The sequence below is a fragment of the Umezawaea endophytica genome (assembly GCF_025061645.1).
In the GTDB taxonomy this organism is placed as follows: domain Bacteria; phylum Actinomycetota; class Actinomycetes; order Mycobacteriales; family Pseudonocardiaceae; genus Umezawaea; species Umezawaea endophytica.
The window spans coordinates 50,667-67,379 of record NZ_JANYMP010000028.1; the positions used below are offsets into that span (position 1 = coordinate 50,667).

General features: G+C 70.9%; 18 protein-coding genes. 10 read left to right on the top strand and 8 right to left on the bottom strand.

The genetic code is table 11. The annotated features are described in order from the left end of the window. Positions 1 to 65: 65 nt before the first annotated feature. The 5 genes from NZH93_RS39830 to NZH93_RS39850 form a co-directional block, all read right to left on the bottom strand. Complete coding sequence (locus tag NZH93_RS39830) at positions 66 to 932, bottom strand: DUF4349 domain-containing protein (RefSeq protein WP_259628496.1); 867 nt, start codon at positions 930 to 932, stop codon at positions 66 to 68. Positions 933 to 1,013: 81 nt separating this feature from the next. Next, positions 1,014 to 1,493: a type III secretion system chaperone family protein gene (locus NZH93_RS39835; protein ID WP_259628497.1), complete on the bottom strand. Its 480-nt coding sequence runs from the start codon at positions 1,491 to 1,493 to the stop codon at positions 1,014 to 1,016. After that, on the bottom strand, positions 1,490 to 2,743 hold the full coding sequence (mshA, locus tag NZH93_RS39840; protein WP_259628498.1) for a D-inositol-3-phosphate glycosyltransferase: 1,254 nt from the start codon (positions 2,741 to 2,743) through the stop codon (positions 1,490 to 1,492). Before mshA ends, NZH93_RS39835 begins: the two co-directional genes overlap by 4 nt. Next, positions 2,740 to 3,759 carry an alpha/beta fold hydrolase gene (locus NZH93_RS39845; RefSeq protein WP_276024953.1) on the bottom strand — a complete coding sequence of 340 codons (1,020 nt, stop codon included), beginning with the start codon at positions 3,757 to 3,759 and terminating at the stop codon, positions 2,740 to 2,742. Before NZH93_RS39845 ends, mshA begins: the two co-directional genes overlap by 4 nt. A gap of 165 nt (positions 3,760 to 3,924) precedes the next feature. After that, a complete protein-coding gene (locus NZH93_RS39850) occupies positions 3,925 to 5,064 on the bottom strand; it encodes a L,D-transpeptidase (protein ID WP_259628500.1) in 1,140 nt (379 codons plus the stop codon). A gap of 107 nt (positions 5,065 to 5,171) precedes the next feature. Here NZH93_RS39850 and NZH93_RS39855 point away from each other — a divergent pair, with 107 nt between their 5' ends. After that, positions 5,172 to 5,960 carry an SDR family NAD(P)-dependent oxidoreductase gene (locus NZH93_RS39855; protein ID WP_259628501.1) on the top strand — a complete coding sequence of 263 codons (789 nt, stop codon included), beginning with the start codon at positions 5,172 to 5,174 and terminating at the stop codon, positions 5,958 to 5,960. Here the strand turns inward: NZH93_RS39855 and NZH93_RS39860 are convergent. Further along, positions 5,957 to 6,937 (bottom strand): chymotrypsin family serine protease, encoded by a 981-nt coding sequence (locus NZH93_RS39860; protein WP_259628502.1) that lies wholly within the window; start codon positions 6,935 to 6,937, stop codon positions 5,957 to 5,959. The genes NZH93_RS39855 and NZH93_RS39860 overlap by 4 nt on opposite strands. Before the next feature lie 92 nt (positions 6,938 to 7,029). Further along, complete coding sequence (locus NZH93_RS39865) at positions 7,030 to 8,163, bottom strand: UDP-N-acetylmuramate dehydrogenase (RefSeq protein WP_259628503.1); 1,134 nt, start codon at positions 8,161 to 8,163, stop codon at positions 7,030 to 7,032. Between NZH93_RS39865 and NZH93_RS39870 the strand changes: the two genes are divergently transcribed. From NZH93_RS39870 to NZH93_RS39905, 8 genes are all read left to right on the top strand, one after another. After that, positions 8,150 to 8,644 carry a DUF2505 domain-containing protein gene (locus NZH93_RS39870; protein ID WP_259628504.1) on the top strand — a complete coding sequence of 165 codons (495 nt, stop codon included), beginning with the start codon at positions 8,150 to 8,152 and terminating at the stop codon, positions 8,642 to 8,644. The two genes, NZH93_RS39865 and NZH93_RS39870, sit on opposite strands and share 14 nt — an antisense overlap. After that, positions 8,623 to 9,441, top strand: a complete 819-nt coding sequence (locus tag NZH93_RS39875) for a class I SAM-dependent methyltransferase (RefSeq protein WP_259628505.1) — start codon at positions 8,623 to 8,625, stop codon at positions 9,439 to 9,441. Before NZH93_RS39870 ends, NZH93_RS39875 begins: the two co-directional genes overlap by 22 nt. A 5-nt stretch (positions 9,442 to 9,446) precedes the next feature. Next, positions 9,447 to 10,181, top strand: a complete 735-nt coding sequence (locus NZH93_RS39880; RefSeq protein ID WP_259628506.1) for a maleylpyruvate isomerase family mycothiol-dependent enzyme — start codon at positions 9,447 to 9,449, stop codon at positions 10,179 to 10,181. A 19-nt stretch (positions 10,182 to 10,200) separates the two neighbouring features. Further along, the gene (purU, locus tag NZH93_RS39885) at positions 10,201 to 11,076 is read left to right on the top strand and encodes a formyltetrahydrofolate deformylase (protein WP_259628507.1); all 876 of its coding nucleotides are present in this window, start codon (positions 10,201 to 10,203) and stop codon (positions 11,074 to 11,076) included. Positions 11,077 to 11,184: 108 nt separating this feature from the next. Further along, positions 11,185 to 12,078 carry a hypothetical protein gene (locus tag NZH93_RS39890; protein ID WP_259628508.1) on the top strand — a complete coding sequence of 298 codons (894 nt, stop codon included), beginning with the start codon at positions 11,185 to 11,187 and terminating at the stop codon, positions 12,076 to 12,078. A gap of 11 nt (positions 12,079 to 12,089) precedes the next feature. Beyond that, positions 12,090 to 13,439 (top strand): neutral zinc metallopeptidase, encoded by a 1,350-nt coding sequence (locus NZH93_RS39895; protein ID WP_259628509.1) that lies wholly within the window; start codon positions 12,090 to 12,092, stop codon positions 13,437 to 13,439. 39 nt (positions 13,440 to 13,478) lie between these two features. Further along, positions 13,479 to 14,558, top strand: coding sequence for an LOG family protein (locus NZH93_RS39900; RefSeq protein WP_259628510.1), 1,080 nt, complete (start codon positions 13,479 to 13,481; stop codon positions 14,556 to 14,558). A gap of 79 nt (positions 14,559 to 14,637) precedes the next feature. After that, positions 14,638 to 15,294 (top strand): M15 family metallopeptidase, encoded by a 657-nt coding sequence (locus tag NZH93_RS39905; protein ID WP_259628511.1) that lies wholly within the window; start codon positions 14,638 to 14,640, stop codon positions 15,292 to 15,294. 4 nt (positions 15,295 to 15,298) lie between these two features. On the opposite strand, the gene NZH93_RS39910 is transcribed toward NZH93_RS39905, so the two are convergent. Then, a complete protein-coding gene (locus tag NZH93_RS39910) occupies positions 15,299 to 15,856 on the bottom strand; it encodes a YbaK/EbsC family protein (protein WP_259628512.1) in 558 nt (185 codons plus the stop codon). Positions 15,857 to 15,936: 80 nt separating this feature from the next. Here NZH93_RS39910 and NZH93_RS39915 point away from each other — a divergent pair, with 80 nt between their 5' ends. Beyond that, a complete protein-coding gene (locus NZH93_RS39915; protein WP_259628513.1) occupies positions 15,937 to 16,695 on the top strand; it encodes a MerR family transcriptional regulator in 759 nt (252 codons plus the stop codon). Positions 16,696 to 16,713 lie beyond the last annotated feature (18 nt).

The following is a 16,713-nucleotide window of genomic DNA, read 5'->3' on the forward strand; positions in this document are numbered from 1 at the left end:
TCCCGGACCGCCCCGCGCTTCCCCCTCGCGTTGCTCTGAGTAGCTTTTCCCTCAGGAAACGTGACTCAATTGGATGACGGCGCGGGTGTGATCTTCACCGTGCGGCGCCGCCTGCGGAGCACCCAGAGCACTCCGACGGGGACCAGGACGATCGCGAACGGCAGCACCGCGCCGATCACCACGGCCACCACCCGGAAGGCCTCCAGGAGCGCGTGCCAGCCCGATTCCAGGGCACCGAGGAAGCCCAGCTTCTCCTCCGCGGCGACCGGAGCCGCCCCCTGCCGGATGGACACGGTGATCGTCGACTGGGCCACCTGGCCCTTGAGCGAGTCGTACCGCCGTTGGAGCGACTCCAGCTCGGACTGCCGCTTGGTCAGCTCACCCTCGATGTCGACGATCTCGGCGGTCGTCGTGGCCCGCTCCAGCAGCGCCCGGACGCGGTCCACGCTGGCCCGCTGGGTGGCGAGCCGGGCCTCGACGTCCACGACCTGCTCGGTCACGTCCTCCGACTTCGTCTCGCGCCGCGCGACAGTGGTGCCCTCGACCTCTCCCAGGCCCTTCAGCACGGCGTCCATCCGGTCCACCGGCACCCGCAGCGTCACGGAACCCATGCTGGCCGTCGAGTTCTCCTGGCCGACGAACCCGCCCTCCCGCGCGACGAGGTCCTTGACCTTCACCAGCGCGCCGCTCACGTCGTCGCCGCGCAGGTCGACCTGCGCCGTCCGCACCAGTTGCCGGTTCTGCGCGACGGAGTCCGGCTGCTTCGCCTCGGCGTTCGCCGTGCCCGCGCTGTCCTTCGCGACGCCCGGCGCGACGCCCTGCGCGGGCGGTGCCGCCATCTCGGCCGCCCCACCCGAACTCGCGTTCTGCGCCGAACAGCCCGCCAACGCCACCAAGGCCAGCGCGGCCACCGCCAGTACCCGTCTGCTCATCGTCGGTTCCCCTCCTGTCACCCCGTGGTCAGGGAGTAGACGGAAGGAGTCCGGCGGGCAGTTGCGCCCGCCGGATCACGATCAGGCCTCGTTCACCAGGTGCCGGAAGGCCTGGAGGTTCGCCAGCGACTCGCCGCGCGACACCCGCCAGTCCCACTCGCGCTGGATCGCGCCGGCGAAGCCGATCTCCAGCAGCGTGTTGAAGTCGCCGTCCGCGGCCTCCACGACCTGGCCGAGCACCCGGTCCAGCTCGTCCGGCGTCACGGCGTGCAGCCCGATCCGGCCGACCAGGTAGATGTCGCCCTCGGTGTCGACGGTGTAGTGCACGCCGTACAGCTTCGCGTTGCGGCGCAGCAGGAACCGGTACACGGCCTCGTGCGCCTCGTCCGGTTTGCGGCAGACGAACGCCTCCACCAGCACGGCGTGGCGGCCGACGACGAGCCAGCAGTTGGTCTGGAGCTTCTTGGTGCCCGGCAGGGTCACGAAGAACTTGCCGGGCTCCTTGTGCTCGTAGGCGAGTTCCCGTTCGTCCAGGGTGGACTGGATGACCTCGTCGATCACCGGTGGACCTCCCGCTGGAACGCGTTGCGCGCATCGGAGTACGCGGCCAACAGCGTGTCGGTCGTGCGTTCCCAGGAGAATCGTCGCGCGTGCGCGACCGCGTTGCCCGCCAGCTCCTCGCGGCGACCGGGGTCGAGCGCGACGTGACCGAGCACCCGCGCCCACTCGGCGGGGTCGTGACCGTTGACCAGGCACCCGGACACCCCGTGCCGCACGGCCACCGGCAGCCCGCCGACGGCCGCCGCCACGACGGGCGTCCCGCACGCCTGCGCCTCCAGCGCGACCAGCCCGAACGACTCGTTGTAGCTCGGCACCGCCACCACGTCCGCCGCCCGGTACAGCCCGGCCAGCGCGTCACCGGCCAACGGCGGCAGGAACCGCACCACGTCGCCGATCCCCAGCTCCTCAGCCAGCAACTGGAGCGCACGGGGCTGTTCGAGCCCACTGCCGGACGGCCCCCCGACCACCAGCACCACCAGCCGGGACCGCAACGACGGATCCCGCACCAGCAACTCCGCCGCGGCCCGCAGCAGCACGTCCGGCGCCTTCAACGGCTGGATCCGCCCGACGAACGCCAACGCCACCTGGTCCGGCCGCAACCCCAGCGCCGCACGAGCCGCACCCCGGTCACCGGGCGTGAACCGCTCCAGGTCGACACCGGGCGGGATCGTCAACACCTTCTCCGGCGCCGCGTCGTACAGCTTCACCAGCTCGGCAGCCTCGACGTCCGTGTTCGCGACCAGCCGATCGGCCTCCTCGACCACCTGCTCCTCACCGATGACCCGCATCCGCGGCTCCGGCGCGTCCCCGTCCGCCAACGCCGCGTTCTTCACCTTCGCCAACGTGTGCGCGGTGTGCACCAACGGCACCCCCCACCGCTCCCGAGCCAGCCACCCCACCTGCCCGGACAGCCAGTAGTGCGAGTGGATCGCGTCGTAGTACCCCGGCTCGTGCCGCGCCTCGGCCCGCAACACCCCGGCCGTGAACGCGCACAACTGCCCCGGCAGTTCTTCCTTGCCCAACCCCTCGAACGGCCCCGCCACCACGTGCCGCACCTTGATGCCGGGCGCCATCTCCACCACCGGCGCCAACCCCGACGCCGTCGCCCTGGTGAAGATCTCCACCTCGACCCCCAACGCCGCCATCCGCGTCGCGGTCTGCACGATGTAGACGTTCATCCCACCGGCGTCACCGGTACCGGGCTGCTCCAACGGCGACGTGTGCACCGAGAGCACCGCGACCCGCTTCACCGAGCCACCCCGGCAAGCGCCGCGGCGAACTCGACGGGCCGCTCCAGGAACGGCAGGTGCCCGGTATCGGGGAAGAGCACCAACTCGGCTCCGGGAATCGCCGCGGCGTTGTACCGAGCAGCCGCGACATCAACCACCTGGTCGTCGACACCGTGCACCACCAACGCAGGCACATCCACAGCACCCAACACAGCCGCACTACCCACGTCCCTGGCAAACATCTCCGCCCGCACCCTGGGTGGAACCCCCAGCGCAGCAGCGGTCAGCTCACGAACGACCTCAGACGGCAAGGACGGCGCCATCCGCGCACAGAACAAGGCCATCGCAGCGTCATCATCAAGCGCAGCAGGCAACGCCTCACGCATCACAGCCCCGATCACACCCCCACCCCGCCCACGCCCGATCTCAGTGATCGCCCCCACAAAAACCAAGGACACAACCGACCCAGTGCCGTAGACCCGCAGGTAGTCCGCCACCACCAACCCCCCGTAGGACCACCCCACAACAGTCGCGGGCCGCCCAACAAACGCCAGCACAGCAGCCAAATCCTCAGCCCAAACAGCAGAGTCCCGATACCCCCCACCAGGCACCTCGGACAACCCATGCCCACGCAAATCAACCGCGTAGGTCCGAAACCCCTCCAACGCCCCCCACACAGCCCCCGACTGCGCCCACCCGTGCACCAACACCACAGCAGGCCCCCCAACCGGCCCAGCAACACGAACAGCCAGCCGCACACCACCGGAAGTCAGGACAGTTCTCTGCACGACTAGACCAACACCAAATCCGGTAGAACACTTCCCACCCACCCGAACAAACCCCCACCCCCCGTCCCACCCCTCAGGACAGCCACCCCCAGACCCCCACCAGCGGCCCCCGGACCCACCGCCGCCCACCGGGCCCCCGGACCCCACCGGACCCCCACCCCAACCGGACCTCACACGGGCCCCCGGCCCCAACCGGCCCCCCGGACCCACCGCCGCCTCACACGGGCCCCCGGCCCAACCGGACCACATCCCAAGTCTGGCGACCTTTTGCCCTTCCAAACCCTCCCCCGGCCGCACCCCGATGCCCAAAAACCATCGTGGCCCCTCGGCTTTGTCAAGGCATCTTTCCCGCCTTGACAAAGCCGAGGGGCCACGAGACACTCAAAAAATCGGGGTTTCGCCCCCCACCATCCCTCAAATAGCAGACATCGTCTGCCACTGAGCCCACGGAACCTGCCAGTCATACCAGTCATACTTAGCAGGCAACGTAGTAATAGACCCGACAACCTCCACCGGATCCCCAATCATAGCCGTATCATAATAAGCCTTGGCATCAGCCTCAACCAAATTAGCACAACCATGCGACGTATTGTTATTCCCAATATTAGCCGCATTATCATTATTCTCATGGATAAACTCACCATGATTAGAAAACCGAACAGCCCACTTCTTCAAAACATTAGTATACCCATACTGCGGATTATCAAAGCTCCACTGCTCATCCTTCTGCATAACCACAAAAGTCCCATTGGGCGTGGTCAACTCAGGATCAGCATCCCGCCCAAAACTAGCAGGATACGAAGCCACAGTCTGCCCATCCCGCTGCACCACCAACTGATGCGTAGGCGTATCGATCTTCACCACCTGATTCCGCCCAATGGTGAAATCCGAAGTAACATCAGCCGCCCCATAGGCCCCGCCCCCATAAGCGACCCCATACAACTTCGCCTCAACATGAATCTTGGTATTAGCCGGCCAGTACGCCTCAGGCCGATAATGAACCTCTTGATCACTCAGCCAAGCCCAAGCACCCTTGACATTCTGATCATTGGTAACAGTCAAAGCCTTCTGAACAGCCGCCCGATCCGCAACAGGAGCATCGAACTTCACCATGATCGGCACAGCCACCCCCACCTGCTGCCCATCAACAGGAAAGAGCGTCCCCCGAACCTGAGCCGCAGGAGCAAGAGTGGTGAACCCACCCTTCAGCTCGATCTTCTTCCCATCAGTCCCCGTCGCCTTACCGCTGTACGAGTAAACCTTCCCGTACCCCAGCACCTCAGTAGTAGCCCAAGACTTCTTGTCATCGGCCAACTTCCCGGCAACAGGCGCACCCTCGGGATTGGAAACGGCCACCTCGTCGATCGTCCCGTCGGACACCGTGACGTTCACCGGCACGTTCACCGGCACGTCCACAGCGTCAACAGCCGGCACCGCGGTGAACTTCGCGACGGCGGGTGCGTCCGGCGACCCCGCGCTCGCTCTGCTCGCCTTGCCCGCCTCCGTGCTGGAGCACCCGGCCAGCAGGGCCGCGCCCAGCAGCAACGCGGTCACGGCTCGAAGCTTCGTCCGCACGATCGACCTCCAGAGCCCTCGCTGTTCGTGTCCCCCACTTGTCAAAGACGTCCCGGCGGCGTCCAAGTGCCCAACGATCGGGAGTGATGCTTCTCATAGCCGCTGCGCCGGTCGGACCAGCACGGCACGATCGCACCGTGACAAACGACCGTCGAACCGCCGTTGTGACCGGAGCGAGTGCGGGAATCGGGGAAGCGACCGCTCGCAAGCTCGCGGCCGAGGGATTCCACGTGGTGCTCGGAGCCCGCCGACTGGATCGCCTCCAGCGTATCGCGGATGAGGTCGAGGGGACCGCTGTCGAACTCGACGTGACGGACGCCGACTCCGTCGCCGCGTTCCTCGACCGGGTCCCCGAGGCGAACGTGCTGGTCAACAACGCGGGCGGTGCCCGCGGCATGGCCGGTGTGCTCGACTACCCGGAGGACGACTACCGCTGGATGTGGGAGACGAACGTCCTCGGCACGCTCCGGATGACCAAGGGCCTGCTGCCCAAGCTGATCGCCTCGGGTGACGGCCACGTGGTCACCGTGACCTCGATCGCCGCGTTCGAGGTCTACGACAACGGCTCCGGCTACACCTCCGCCAAGCACGCCCAGTCCGCCCTGCACCGCAGCCTCCGCGGCGAACTGCTCGGCCAGCCCGTCCGGTTCACCGAGATCCTGCCCGGCATGGTCGAGACGGACTTCTCCGTCCTCCGCTTCGACGGCGACACCGACCGCGCCGCGGGCGTCTACCGGGGCATGACCCCCCTGACCGCGGACGACGTGGCCGACACCATCGCCTACGCCGTGACCCGCCCCTCGCACGTCAACCTGGACCAGATCGTGCTCCGCCCGAGGGACCAGGCCAACGCCACGCGCGTCCACCGGACCTAGACCAACAGGTCAACGTCCAGTTGATCCAGCACGTGGTCGATCGGGTTCGCGAACCCGATCGACCCGCTGGGGTTGCCCGCGCAGTACAGCCCGACGACGTGGTTGGTGTCGTCCAGCAGCACCGCGCCGGAGTCGCCGTGGTCGCCGAAGCGGTGGCCGGGCGCGGCCTGGACGCGGACCTGGTCGCGCAGGGTGCGGACGCCCAGGTCGTTGCCGAAGTCGAGCACCACCGTCGCGTCCGTGGACGCCACGAAGGCGTCGGTGAGGCCGGTGGTGCGGCCGCGCTTGCGGATCGCCGTGCCGACGACGGCCGCGGCCCGGCCGCGCACCGGGCCCAGGCCGACGACCTCGGCCCGGCAGTCGAGGTGGCTGCTGAGCAGCAGGGCGGCGCCGTCGACCGAGCCGGACAGCGCGGCGCGGGCGAGCGTGCCGATGCGGTCGTCCCACGGGTGGCCGCCGTCCACGACGCTCGGGTGCGCCATCGCGTCGCCGACGGCCCACGCGTCGTCGACGCAGGCGACGTGGAACGAGGTCAGGGCCATCACCCTGGGGCTGGCCGCGCGCGGTGTCACGAGCGCGCCGAGGGTGCCGACGACGGAGTAGTCGCCGGGCACGGCGACGTCCGGCGGCACGAACCGGATCGCCCGGCACGGGCCGAAGCCGATGCCGCCGACCAGGCACTGGTGCCGCTCGGCCCCGTGGACGCCGTCCGACCACGCCAGTGCCCGGTGCGGCACGAACGCGTCCTCGACCACGTCGGTGGGAACGCCGCCGTACTGGACGGGGATGGCGTAGCGCTGGCTGTGGTGCTTCACGCCGACGTAGACGACGATCGCCGCGCGCCCGGTCGGCTTGCCGCCGGTGGTCTTCTCGCCGATGTCGACGCCGACCACACCTGGTCGGGCCAGCAGTTCGTCCTCGACGCGTCTCTTGATCGGCCGGATCTCCGCACGCACGTGCTCGTCCAGGTAGGTCATGTCGACCTCCGTGAAGTGCTCACCTCAATGAAACACGCATGGTGAGGATCTGGTCACGCAAGGTCACCCATTCGGCCGTCGGCAGTAGAGGACTAGAACTCGCAGCCGACCAGCACGGGCTCCGGGTGCAGCTCGACGCCGAAGGCCACCCGGACGCCGTCGCGCACCTCCCGAGCGAGTTCCAGCAGGTCCTCGGTGGTGGCGCCGCCGCGGTTCGTGAGCGCGAGCGTGTGCTTCGTGGACAGCCCGACCCGGCCGCCGGGACCGGCGTGGCCCTTGCCGAACCCGGCCCGCTCGATCAGCCACGCGGCCGACAGCTTCGAGTAGCCCGCGCCTGCCGGGTAGACCGGCACGTCGACGTGCGGCCCCATCCGCTCGGCGATCCTGATCAGCGCGCCGGCCAGCGTCGAGTCGTCGACCAGCGGGTTCGTGAAGAACGAGCCCGCGCTCCACGTGTCGTGGTCGGCGGCGTCCAGGACCATGCCCTTGCCGCGCCGCAGCTCCAGGACGGCCTGGCGGGCCGCGTCGACCGGCACCCGGTCGCCCTGCGCGACACCGAGGACCCGCGCCAGCTCGGCGTACCGGATCGGCGCGGACAGGCCGCCCGCCGTGAGCGCGAAGCGGGCGCGCAGCACGACCGCGCGGTCCGTGCCCTTCAGCACGCTCGTGCGGTACGCGAGGCCCAGCGAGTCGGCCGAGCGGTGGTGGACGCTCCCGTCCCGCCGCCGGTCCATCAGGTCGACCGAGGTCAGCACCTGGGAGATCTCGACGCCGTACGCGCCGACGTTCTGCACGGGGGTCGCGCCGACCAGGCCGGGGATCCCGGACAGGCACTCCAGCCCGCCGAGGCCCTGCGCGACGGCTTCGGCGACGACGGAGTCCCAGTCCTCGCCCGCCTCGACGGTGAACTGCACCAGCCCGTCGCCGAGCGGGTCGGCGCGGCGGCCGGTCGTGGCCACCCGCACCACGGTCCCGGCGAAGCCCGCCTCGGCGACGACGAGGTTCGACCCGCCGCCGAGCAGCAGCAGCGGCTCACCGGCGGCGTCGGCCGTGCGCACGGCTTCGACCAGGTCAGCGGCGGTGGTGGCCTCCAGGAACGTCGCGGCCGGGCCACCGAGCCGTAGCGTGGTGCGCTCGGCGAGCGGCACAGCGGTGCGCGCCTGGGCACTGGACAGCGGGGTGGTCACAACCGTCAACGGTAACCTCCGCGCCATGGCACGCCGCATCGAGCACCACACCACGTCCACGTGGCCCGTGCAGGACGTCTTCCAGGCGCTGGTCGACGAAAGGTACCTGCGCGACCGGCTCGCCGTCCTCGGCGGCACGGACGCGCAGCTCGTGTCGTTCAGCTCGGCGAACGGGAAGACGTCCTACCAGCTCAAGCAGGGCGTGCCCGCCGAGCACCTGCCGTCGGTCGCGAAGAGCCTGCTCGGCGGCGACCTGGTGATCCACCGCACCGAGGTGTGGACCGCGGCGGGCACGACCGGCACGGTCGAGGTGACGCTCAACGGCGTGCCCGGCAGGCTGGACGGCACGATCGTGCTCGCCGGGGACGCGGGCGGCAGCAGGACGACCCTCACCGGCCAGGTCAAGGTCAGCATCCCGCTCATGGGCGGGAAGCTGGAGGCGATGATCGCCGAACAGGTCTCCGCGCTGCTCGACAAGGAAAACGAGTTCACCACCGAATGGCTCGCAAACCGCGGCTAGCCGCCGGCCGGGCGCGCACGCTCGGCCTGCCCACCAGGGGCACCACCAACCCGAACCGGCTGCGGCGGGTCGACCGCTGGATGGTCGGCACGCCGCTCGTCGTCGACGCACTGACCGCCGCCGACGACCCGCTCGTGGTCGACCTCGGGTACGGCGCCACGCCCGTGACCACGGTCGAGATGGCCGCGCGGCTGCGGGCCGTGCGCGCCGACGTGCGGGTGCTCGGCCTGGAGCTGGACGCCGACCGGGTCGCCGCCGGGGAGGCCGCCGCCGACCCGCCGCGGCTGGAGTTCCGCCGCGGCGGGTTCGAGCTGGCCGGGGCCAGGCCGGTGCTGCTGCGCGCGTTCAACGTGCTGCGGCAGTACACCGAGGAGCAGGCGAACGAGGCGTGGACGACGATGCTCGGCCGCCTCGCGCCGGGCGGGCTGCTGGTCGAGGGCACGTGCGACGAGATCGGCAGGCGCTGCTCGTGGGTCGCGCTGACCGCCGACGGGCCGCTGACGTTCACGCTCGCCTGCCTGCCCGCCGACCTGGAGACCCCCGGCGACCTCGCCGAGCGGCTGCCCAAGTCGCTGATCCACCGCAACGTCGACGGCGAGCGCGTGCACCGGCTGCTGGCCGACCTGGACGCGTGCTGGGCGACCGCCGCCCCGTTCGCCCCCTTCGGTCCGCGGGCCCGCTGGGTCGAGGCCGTGCGGCTGCTCGCGGCCCGCGGCTGGCCGGTGCTCGACACCCGGAAACGCTGGCGGCTCGGGGAGATCACGGTGCCGTGGGACGCCGTCAGCCCCCTAAGCTGATCAGGGTGGAGCACCGCGAGTTCATCGACCACTACACCGCCCAGGCCCGCGCCCTGCGGGCCGCCGCCGTCGAGGCGGGGCCGTCGGCTCCGGTCGACACGTGTCCCCTGTGGACCGTCCACGACCTGGTCCGGCACATCGCCGGGGTGAACGCGTGGGCGGTGGCCGCGCTGCGCTCCGAGTCCGTCGACGAGCGCCCGGACTGGCCGGGTGCGCCGGACGAGTGGGACGACCTGCTGGCGTGGTGGGACGAGCGGGCGCGGGAGCTGGCGGACGAGCTGCGCGCCATCGACCCGGCGACGCCGCGGTGGACCCTCATCGGCACCGAGACCGCGGGCTTCTGGGCCCGCAGGCAGGCGCACGAGGCCGCCATCCACCGGCTCGACGCCGAGCACGCGCGGTCGAGCGCCGACGTGCCGGAGCTGCTGTTCACGCCGGAGTTCGCCGCCGACGGGGTCGACGAGTTCCTGACCCGGATGACGGTCATCGCCTCCCGCCGCAAGCCCGTGGAGCGCGCGGGCGTCCTCGTGCTGCACGCCGCCGACGCCGGACGGGCCTGGGAGGTGCGGCTGGTGCCGGGCGAGGCGCCCGCCGTCGGACCGGTCACCGGGTCCGGCGCGCACGCCGACGCGACCGTCGCGGGAACGGCGGACTCGCTGTTCCGCGCGGTGTGGGGCAGGCCGAGCGGCGCGGTCGTCACGGGCGACACCGCACTCCTGGACGCGCTGCCCAGGGTGTGATCCTGGATACTCCTACCCCGTGCCCCAGCCTGAACGCCGCTACGTCATCACCTTCGGGTGCCCCGACCGGACGGGCATCGTCGCCCGGATCTCGTCGTTCCTCGCCGACAACGGCGGCTGGATCGTGGAGGCGGCCTACCACACCGACCCGGACACGGGCTGGTTCTTCACGCGCCAGGAGGTGCGGGCGGACTCGCTGCCGTTCGGCGTGAGCGAGCTGCGCACCCGGTTCACCGAGATCGCGCGGGAGCTGGGCGGCACCACGAGCTGGCGGATCACCGACACCGGCGAGCGCAAGCGCGTCGTCATCCTGGTGTCGAAGGAGGGCCACTGCCTCTACGACCTGCTCGGCCGGGTCGCCGCGGGCGAGCTGGACGCCGACGTGTCGGCCGTCATCGGCAACCACGCCGACCTCGCGGGCATCACCAGGGCGCACGGCATCCCGTTCCACCACGTGCCGTTCCCGGCGAACGACCCCGAGGGCAAGCAGGCGGCGTTCCGGCAGCTCCGGCAGCTCGTGGACGCCAACGAGCCGCACGCCGTCGTGCTGGCCAGGTTCATGCAGATCCTGCCGCCGGAGCTGTGCGCGGACTGGATCGGCAGGGCGGTCAACATCCACCACAGCTTCCTGCCGTCGTTCGTCGGCGCCCGCCCGTACCACCAGGCGCACCGCCGCGGCGTGAAGCTGGTCGGCGCGACCTGCCACTACGTGACGGCGGACCTGGACGCGGGGCCGATCATCGAGCAGGACGTGATCCGGGTCGACCACGGCGACTCCATCGGCGACATGGTCCGAAAAGGACGGGACGTCGAGAAGGCCGTGCTGGCAAGGGGATTGCGGTGGCACCTGGAGGACAGGGTGCTGGTGCACGGGAACCAGACCGTCATCTTCTGAGAGCGCGGGTCCGGGGTTCGCCGGAATTCGGTTGAACCGATGTCCCGCCGGATGCGTGTACGAGTCGCAACACCGAATCCCGGCTCGTGACACCACTCGGAGAACCCCATGCCGCGCAAGCACGTCTGGCCCCTCGCCGCCCTCCTCGCGGCGGGAACGATCGCGCTGTCCGCCTGCGGTGGCACCACCGGCGGCACCGCCGCGCCCGCCCCCGCCCAGTCGCAGGACTCCGAGGGCGGGAACGCCAAGGACGCGACGCTGCTCTCCGGCACCGCCCGGTCGAACAAGGCGGACGAGAAGGCGGGTGACATGGCACCCCCGGAAGCCCCGACCGAGGTCAAGGAGAAGTGGGTCTCGCTGCGCGCCTCCGCGGCGGGCGAGCTGGACCCCGTGGTGGTCAACGGTTCCGGGTTCACGCTCTACCGGTTCGACAAGGACACCGCCGAGCCGTCGAAGGCCACCTGCAACGGCGACTGCGCCAAGACGTGGCCGCCGGTGACGGTCGCCAAGGGCGGCAAGGTGTTCATCGCGGGCGTCAAGCAGGACGCCGTCGGGTTCGTGAAGCGCGACGACGGCAGCATCCAGGTCACGTTGAAGGGCTGGCCGCTCTACCGGTTCGCCAAGGACGTCAACCCCGGCGACACGCTCGGCCAGGGCGTCGGCGGCACGTGGTTCGGCATCACCCCGGACGGCAAGAAGGCGGGCCCGACCGAGAAGCCCGTCCCGCCGACCGCCGCTCCCGGCGCCAAGCCCGCGCAGTCCGCGACCCTGTTCAGCGGCAAGAACTTCGACGACACCACCGGCACCAACTTCGCCACCGGCATCGCCACCCCCGGCTGCAACGACCTGCGCGGCGGCTTCCTGTCGCTGACCATCAGCGGCTCCGCGAAGATCTGGTCCGAGGTCGGCTGCAAGGGCAAGTCCGCGGTCGTGACCGACGACGTGGCGGACGTGACCCCGCTCGGCTTCCCGGCAGGCGTCAAGTCCGTCTTCCTGGGCTGAGGCACCCCGTCGTGAAGGCACTGGTGGTCGCGGCGGTCTCCGCCGCGCTGCTCGCCGGGTGCGCGCAGAGCGTGCCCGGCCGGGCGGGCGAGTCGTCGAGGCTCGACCCGCTCAAGGTGGCCGGGCTCGCGATCACCACGGGTGACAGCGGTCCGCGGCCGGGTGCGCCCGCCGCGGGCCGCGAGGCCCGCAACTCCGACGGCGGGGCGATCGACCGGCTCGCCACGAGCGCCGTCGCCGACATCGAGGGCTACTGGGCGTCCCAGTTCCCCGACCGGTTCGACCTCGACTTCGAGCCCGTGCGGCAACTCGTGTCCTACGACTCGCGCGGCCCGAACCTGCGGCTGTGCGGCACGGACACCCAGGGCCTGGTGAACGCGTTCTACTGCTCCGGCGAGGACGTCGTCGCCTGGGACCGCGGCGAGCTGCTGCCGTCGTTCGACGCGATCTCGGCGGTCGCCGTGCTGGCCCACGAGATGGGCCACGCGGTGCAGTTCCGGCTCGGCGCGGGCGGGAACGCGCCGTCGATCGTCAAGGAGCAGCAGGCCGACTGCTACGCGGGCAACTACTTCCGCTGGGTCGCGGAGGGGAACTCCGAGCGCTTCCAGCTCTCCACCGGCCCCGGCCTCAACCAGATCCTCACGACCCTGTTCGCCATCAGGGACTCCGCGGGCAGCGCGTTCGACGCGCAGGGCGCGCACGGGACGGCGTTCGACCGCGTGACCGCGTTCGGGTTCGGCTTCGCCGAGGACCCGCAGCGCTGCGCGCGGATCGACCTGGAGGAGATCGGCAAGCGCAGCACGCAGGACGTGTTCGACGAGCAGGACGGCGACATCGGCTTCGGCGTGGGCAACCTGCGCGTCGACGACCGGCAGGCGCTGCTGGACCTGAAGAACAGCCTCGCGGCCGCCTTCCCCGGCTCCCGGGTCGCGTGGAACGGCACGTGCGCCACCACTTCGCCCGCCAGCTACTGCGCGGGCGGCTCGGTGGGCATCGACCTCCAGGCGCTGGTGCGGGTGGGCCGGATCGGCGACTTCGCCGCGTTCGGCGCGGTCGCCTCCCGGTACGCGGTCGCCGTGCAGGAATCGATGGGCCTGTCGGTCGAGGGGGTCGTCGCGGGCCAGCGCACCGCGTGCCTCACCGGCCTGTGGGCGTCGACGATCGTCCGCTCCCGCAAGGCTCCGCTGGAGCTGTCGCCCGGCGACCTGGACGAGGCGGTCGTGGAGCTGCTGTCGCGCGACAGCCTCATCGCGGGTGACGCGAGGGGCACGACCATTCCGTCCGGTTTCGCACGGGTCGAGGCGTTCCGCGACGGTTTCCTGACCGGTTCGGCCGAGTCCTGCACGACCCGTTACCGCTAACCACCCGGTTCCCGGTCTGCGCCGCCGTACGATTCCGCGGTGCGAACCGAGATCAGCGATCTGGAGCAGTTGCGCGCCACGGCCGACCTGCGCGGCGCGGTGCTCACCGGGCTCGACCTGACGGGCGAGGACGTGCGCGGTCCGCTGGACGGCGCCCTCTTCCTCGGCTGCCTGCTGTCCCCGGCGTTGCAGCGGCGGGCGGAGGCCGCCGGGGCGCTGACGTTCCCGGCCATCCCGGACGTGCCGTACGACGTGTACCGGACCCGGCTCTACACGGCGTCCGAGCTGTTCGACGGCTTCGACCCCGCGCGCCCCGCGTCGTACACCGACACGCTGGACGCGCGGGTCTACCGGCACAGCAGGCGCGTCGGCAAGCACCCCGACCCGCTGCACGCGCTGGCCGAGCGGCTGCACGACCACGCGATCACCGAGGCGCTGGACGAGGTGCTGACCGGGAAGCCCGTGGCCGTGATGGGCGGGCACGCGCTGGCCCGCGACTCGGCCGGGTACCGCTCGGCGGTGGACCTCGGCGTCGCGCTCGGCAGAGCGGGTCTGACGGTGCTGACCGGCGGTGGGCCGGGCGCGATGGAGGCCGTGCCGCTGGGCGTCCGGCTGGCCGACCGCGGTGACGTGGACGACGTGCTCGCCCGGATCGCCGCGGCTCCGGGGTTCGGCGGTGACGACGAGAGCATCGGCCGGTGGCTGGCGGCGTTCCCGACCGACCTGCCCACCGGCCCCGTACCCCGCACCATCGGCATCCCGACCTGGTTCTACGGCCACGAGCCGCCCAACCCCGCCTGCGAGCTGCACGCGAAGTACTTCGCGAACTCGGTGCGGGAGGAGGGGCTGCTGACCGTCGCGACCGGCGGGATCGTGTACACGCCGGGGAAGGCCGGGACGGTGCAGGAGGTGTTCCAGGACTTCTGCCAGAACTACTACGGGAGCGTGGGCCCGGCCGCGCCGATGGTGTTCCTGGGGAAGGACTTCTGGCTGAACGAGGTCCCCGCGGCCCCGCTGGTGCAGCGGTTGGCGCGCGGCCGGGACGCCGAGCGGTGGATCGTCGTCACGGACGACGTGGAAGAGGCACTGGCGATGCTCCAGTCGTACCAGGCCGGGTGAATCCGCCTCCGCGCACAGCCGATTGCCAGGTTCGCCGGTCACAATCACCGTTTTCCCGACGAGCACCGCAGGTGACACCGTGACCGAAGTCGTACTGCTGTCCCACCCGAGGGTCGCCGACCTCCCCGCGCGGGAGTGCGGGGAGCCCCTGGTGGACCTCCGCACGATCGGCGAGCTGGCGCTGGACGACCGGCAGGCCGACCCGGCCGGGGCCTACGTGCACCTCCGGGCCGGGGTGGTCGAACGGCTGCTCGTGGCACAGGGGCACCTGCCCGTCGGGCTGCGGCTGCTGATCGTGGAGGCCTACCGGCCGCTGTGGTTGCAGGAGCGGTACTTCTCGGAGTACGCGGGCGTGCTGCGGGCGGACAACCCCTCGTGGAGCGAGGCCGAGGTGCGGGTCGCCGCGAGCAGGTACATCTCGCCGCCCGAGATCGCGCCGCACGTCAGCGGGGCCGCCGTCGACCTGACGTTGTGCAGCGAGTCCGGCGAGGAGGTCTTCATGGGGACCGACGTGAACGCGTCCCCCGAGGAGAGCCTGAACGCCTGCTACACGGACGCGCCGGGGATCTCGCCGCTGGCCAGGTACAACCGGCGGCTGCTCGGGCACGCCCTGCGGACCGCCGGGTTGGTCAACTACCCGACCGAGTGGTGGCACTGGTCGTACGGCGACCGGTACTGGGCCATGCACACGGGCGCGCCCGCCGCGGTCTACGGCCCGCAGGACCTGCGGCTCTGACCGGTCAGGGGCCGACGGGCCGGGACAGGCCCTCCAGGACCTCGGCCCCCGGCAGCTTCACCAGGACGTCACCGGGCACCAGCAGCTTGCTCCCCCGGATGCCGCTGCCGATCACCAGTTCGGGCGCGGCGGCCACCGAGGGCGCGAGCAGGACGGGCCAGTCGGCGGGCACGCCGACCGGGGTGATCCCGCCGTACTCCATGCCGGTGGACGACACGGCGTCGTCCATGGGCGCGAAGGAGGCCCGCCGGGCGTCCAGGCGCCGCCGGATGACCCCGTTCACGTCGGCCCGCTCGGTCGCCATCACCATGCAGGCCGCGTAGCGGGTCGTGTCGCCGCGGCGTCCGGCCACGACCACGCAGTTGGCCGAGGCCGACAGCGGCGTCCCGTAGTGGGCGCAGAACTCGGCAGTGTCCGCCAGCTCGGGGTCGATCTCCGCCACCGCGCACCTCGCGGCGTCGGACGGGTCCAACGCGCGCAGCGCGGTGGCCACGGGATCGGCGACCAGGTCGAGCCGGTCGAGCACGGGAACGAGCGTCAGAGAGCCGGCGATGGTCCACATGCCGCCCATCTTGCCAAACGACGCTTGACCTTGACGTTGCGTCAACATCTACCGTTGGTCGGGCAAGGGAGGACACGGACATGGCCTGGTCGATCGCCGAGGTCGCACGGATGTCGAAGGTGACTTCGCGGACGTTGCGGCACTACGACGCCATCGGCCTGCTCACGCCCGCGTGGACCGGGGGCAACGGGTACCGGTACTACGAGCGCGAGCAGGTGCTCCGGTTGCAGCAGATCCTGCTGCTGCGGGAGCTGGGGCTGGGGTTGGAGACCGTCGGCGAGGTGCTCGACGGGCGGCACCGGACCGTTGACGTGCTGCGCAACCACGAACGGTGGCTGCGGGCCGAGCAGGAGCGGCTGGCGCTGCTGGCCACGACCGTGTCGAAGACGATCGAGGAGCTGGAAGGGGGTGACAACATGAAGATGGAGGAGCTGTTCGAGGGCTTCGACGCCGATCGGCAGGCCCGCTACGAGGAGGAACTGGTCGAGCGGTTCGGCGACGGTGCGCGGGAGCACATCGCCGAGAGCAAGTCGAAGATGAAGAACTGGGACAAGGCCGCGGCGGACAGGTTCATGGCCGAGTGGCAGGAGATCGCCACGGCGTTCGCGGCGCTGTTCGACGCGAAGGTGGCGGCCGACGCGCCCGAGGCGCTGGAGGTGACCGACCGCCACTACCGCTGGATCTGCCTGAGCTGGACGCCCAACCGGGAGTCCTACACGGGCCTCGGCCAGTTGTACGTCGACGCGCCCGACTTCAAGTCGCAGTTCGACGCGCACGGCGAGGGGTTCGCCGAGTACGTCCGCGACGCCATCGCGGCGTACGCGCTGGCACGGCTGTAGCAGGTCACCGGGAACCGC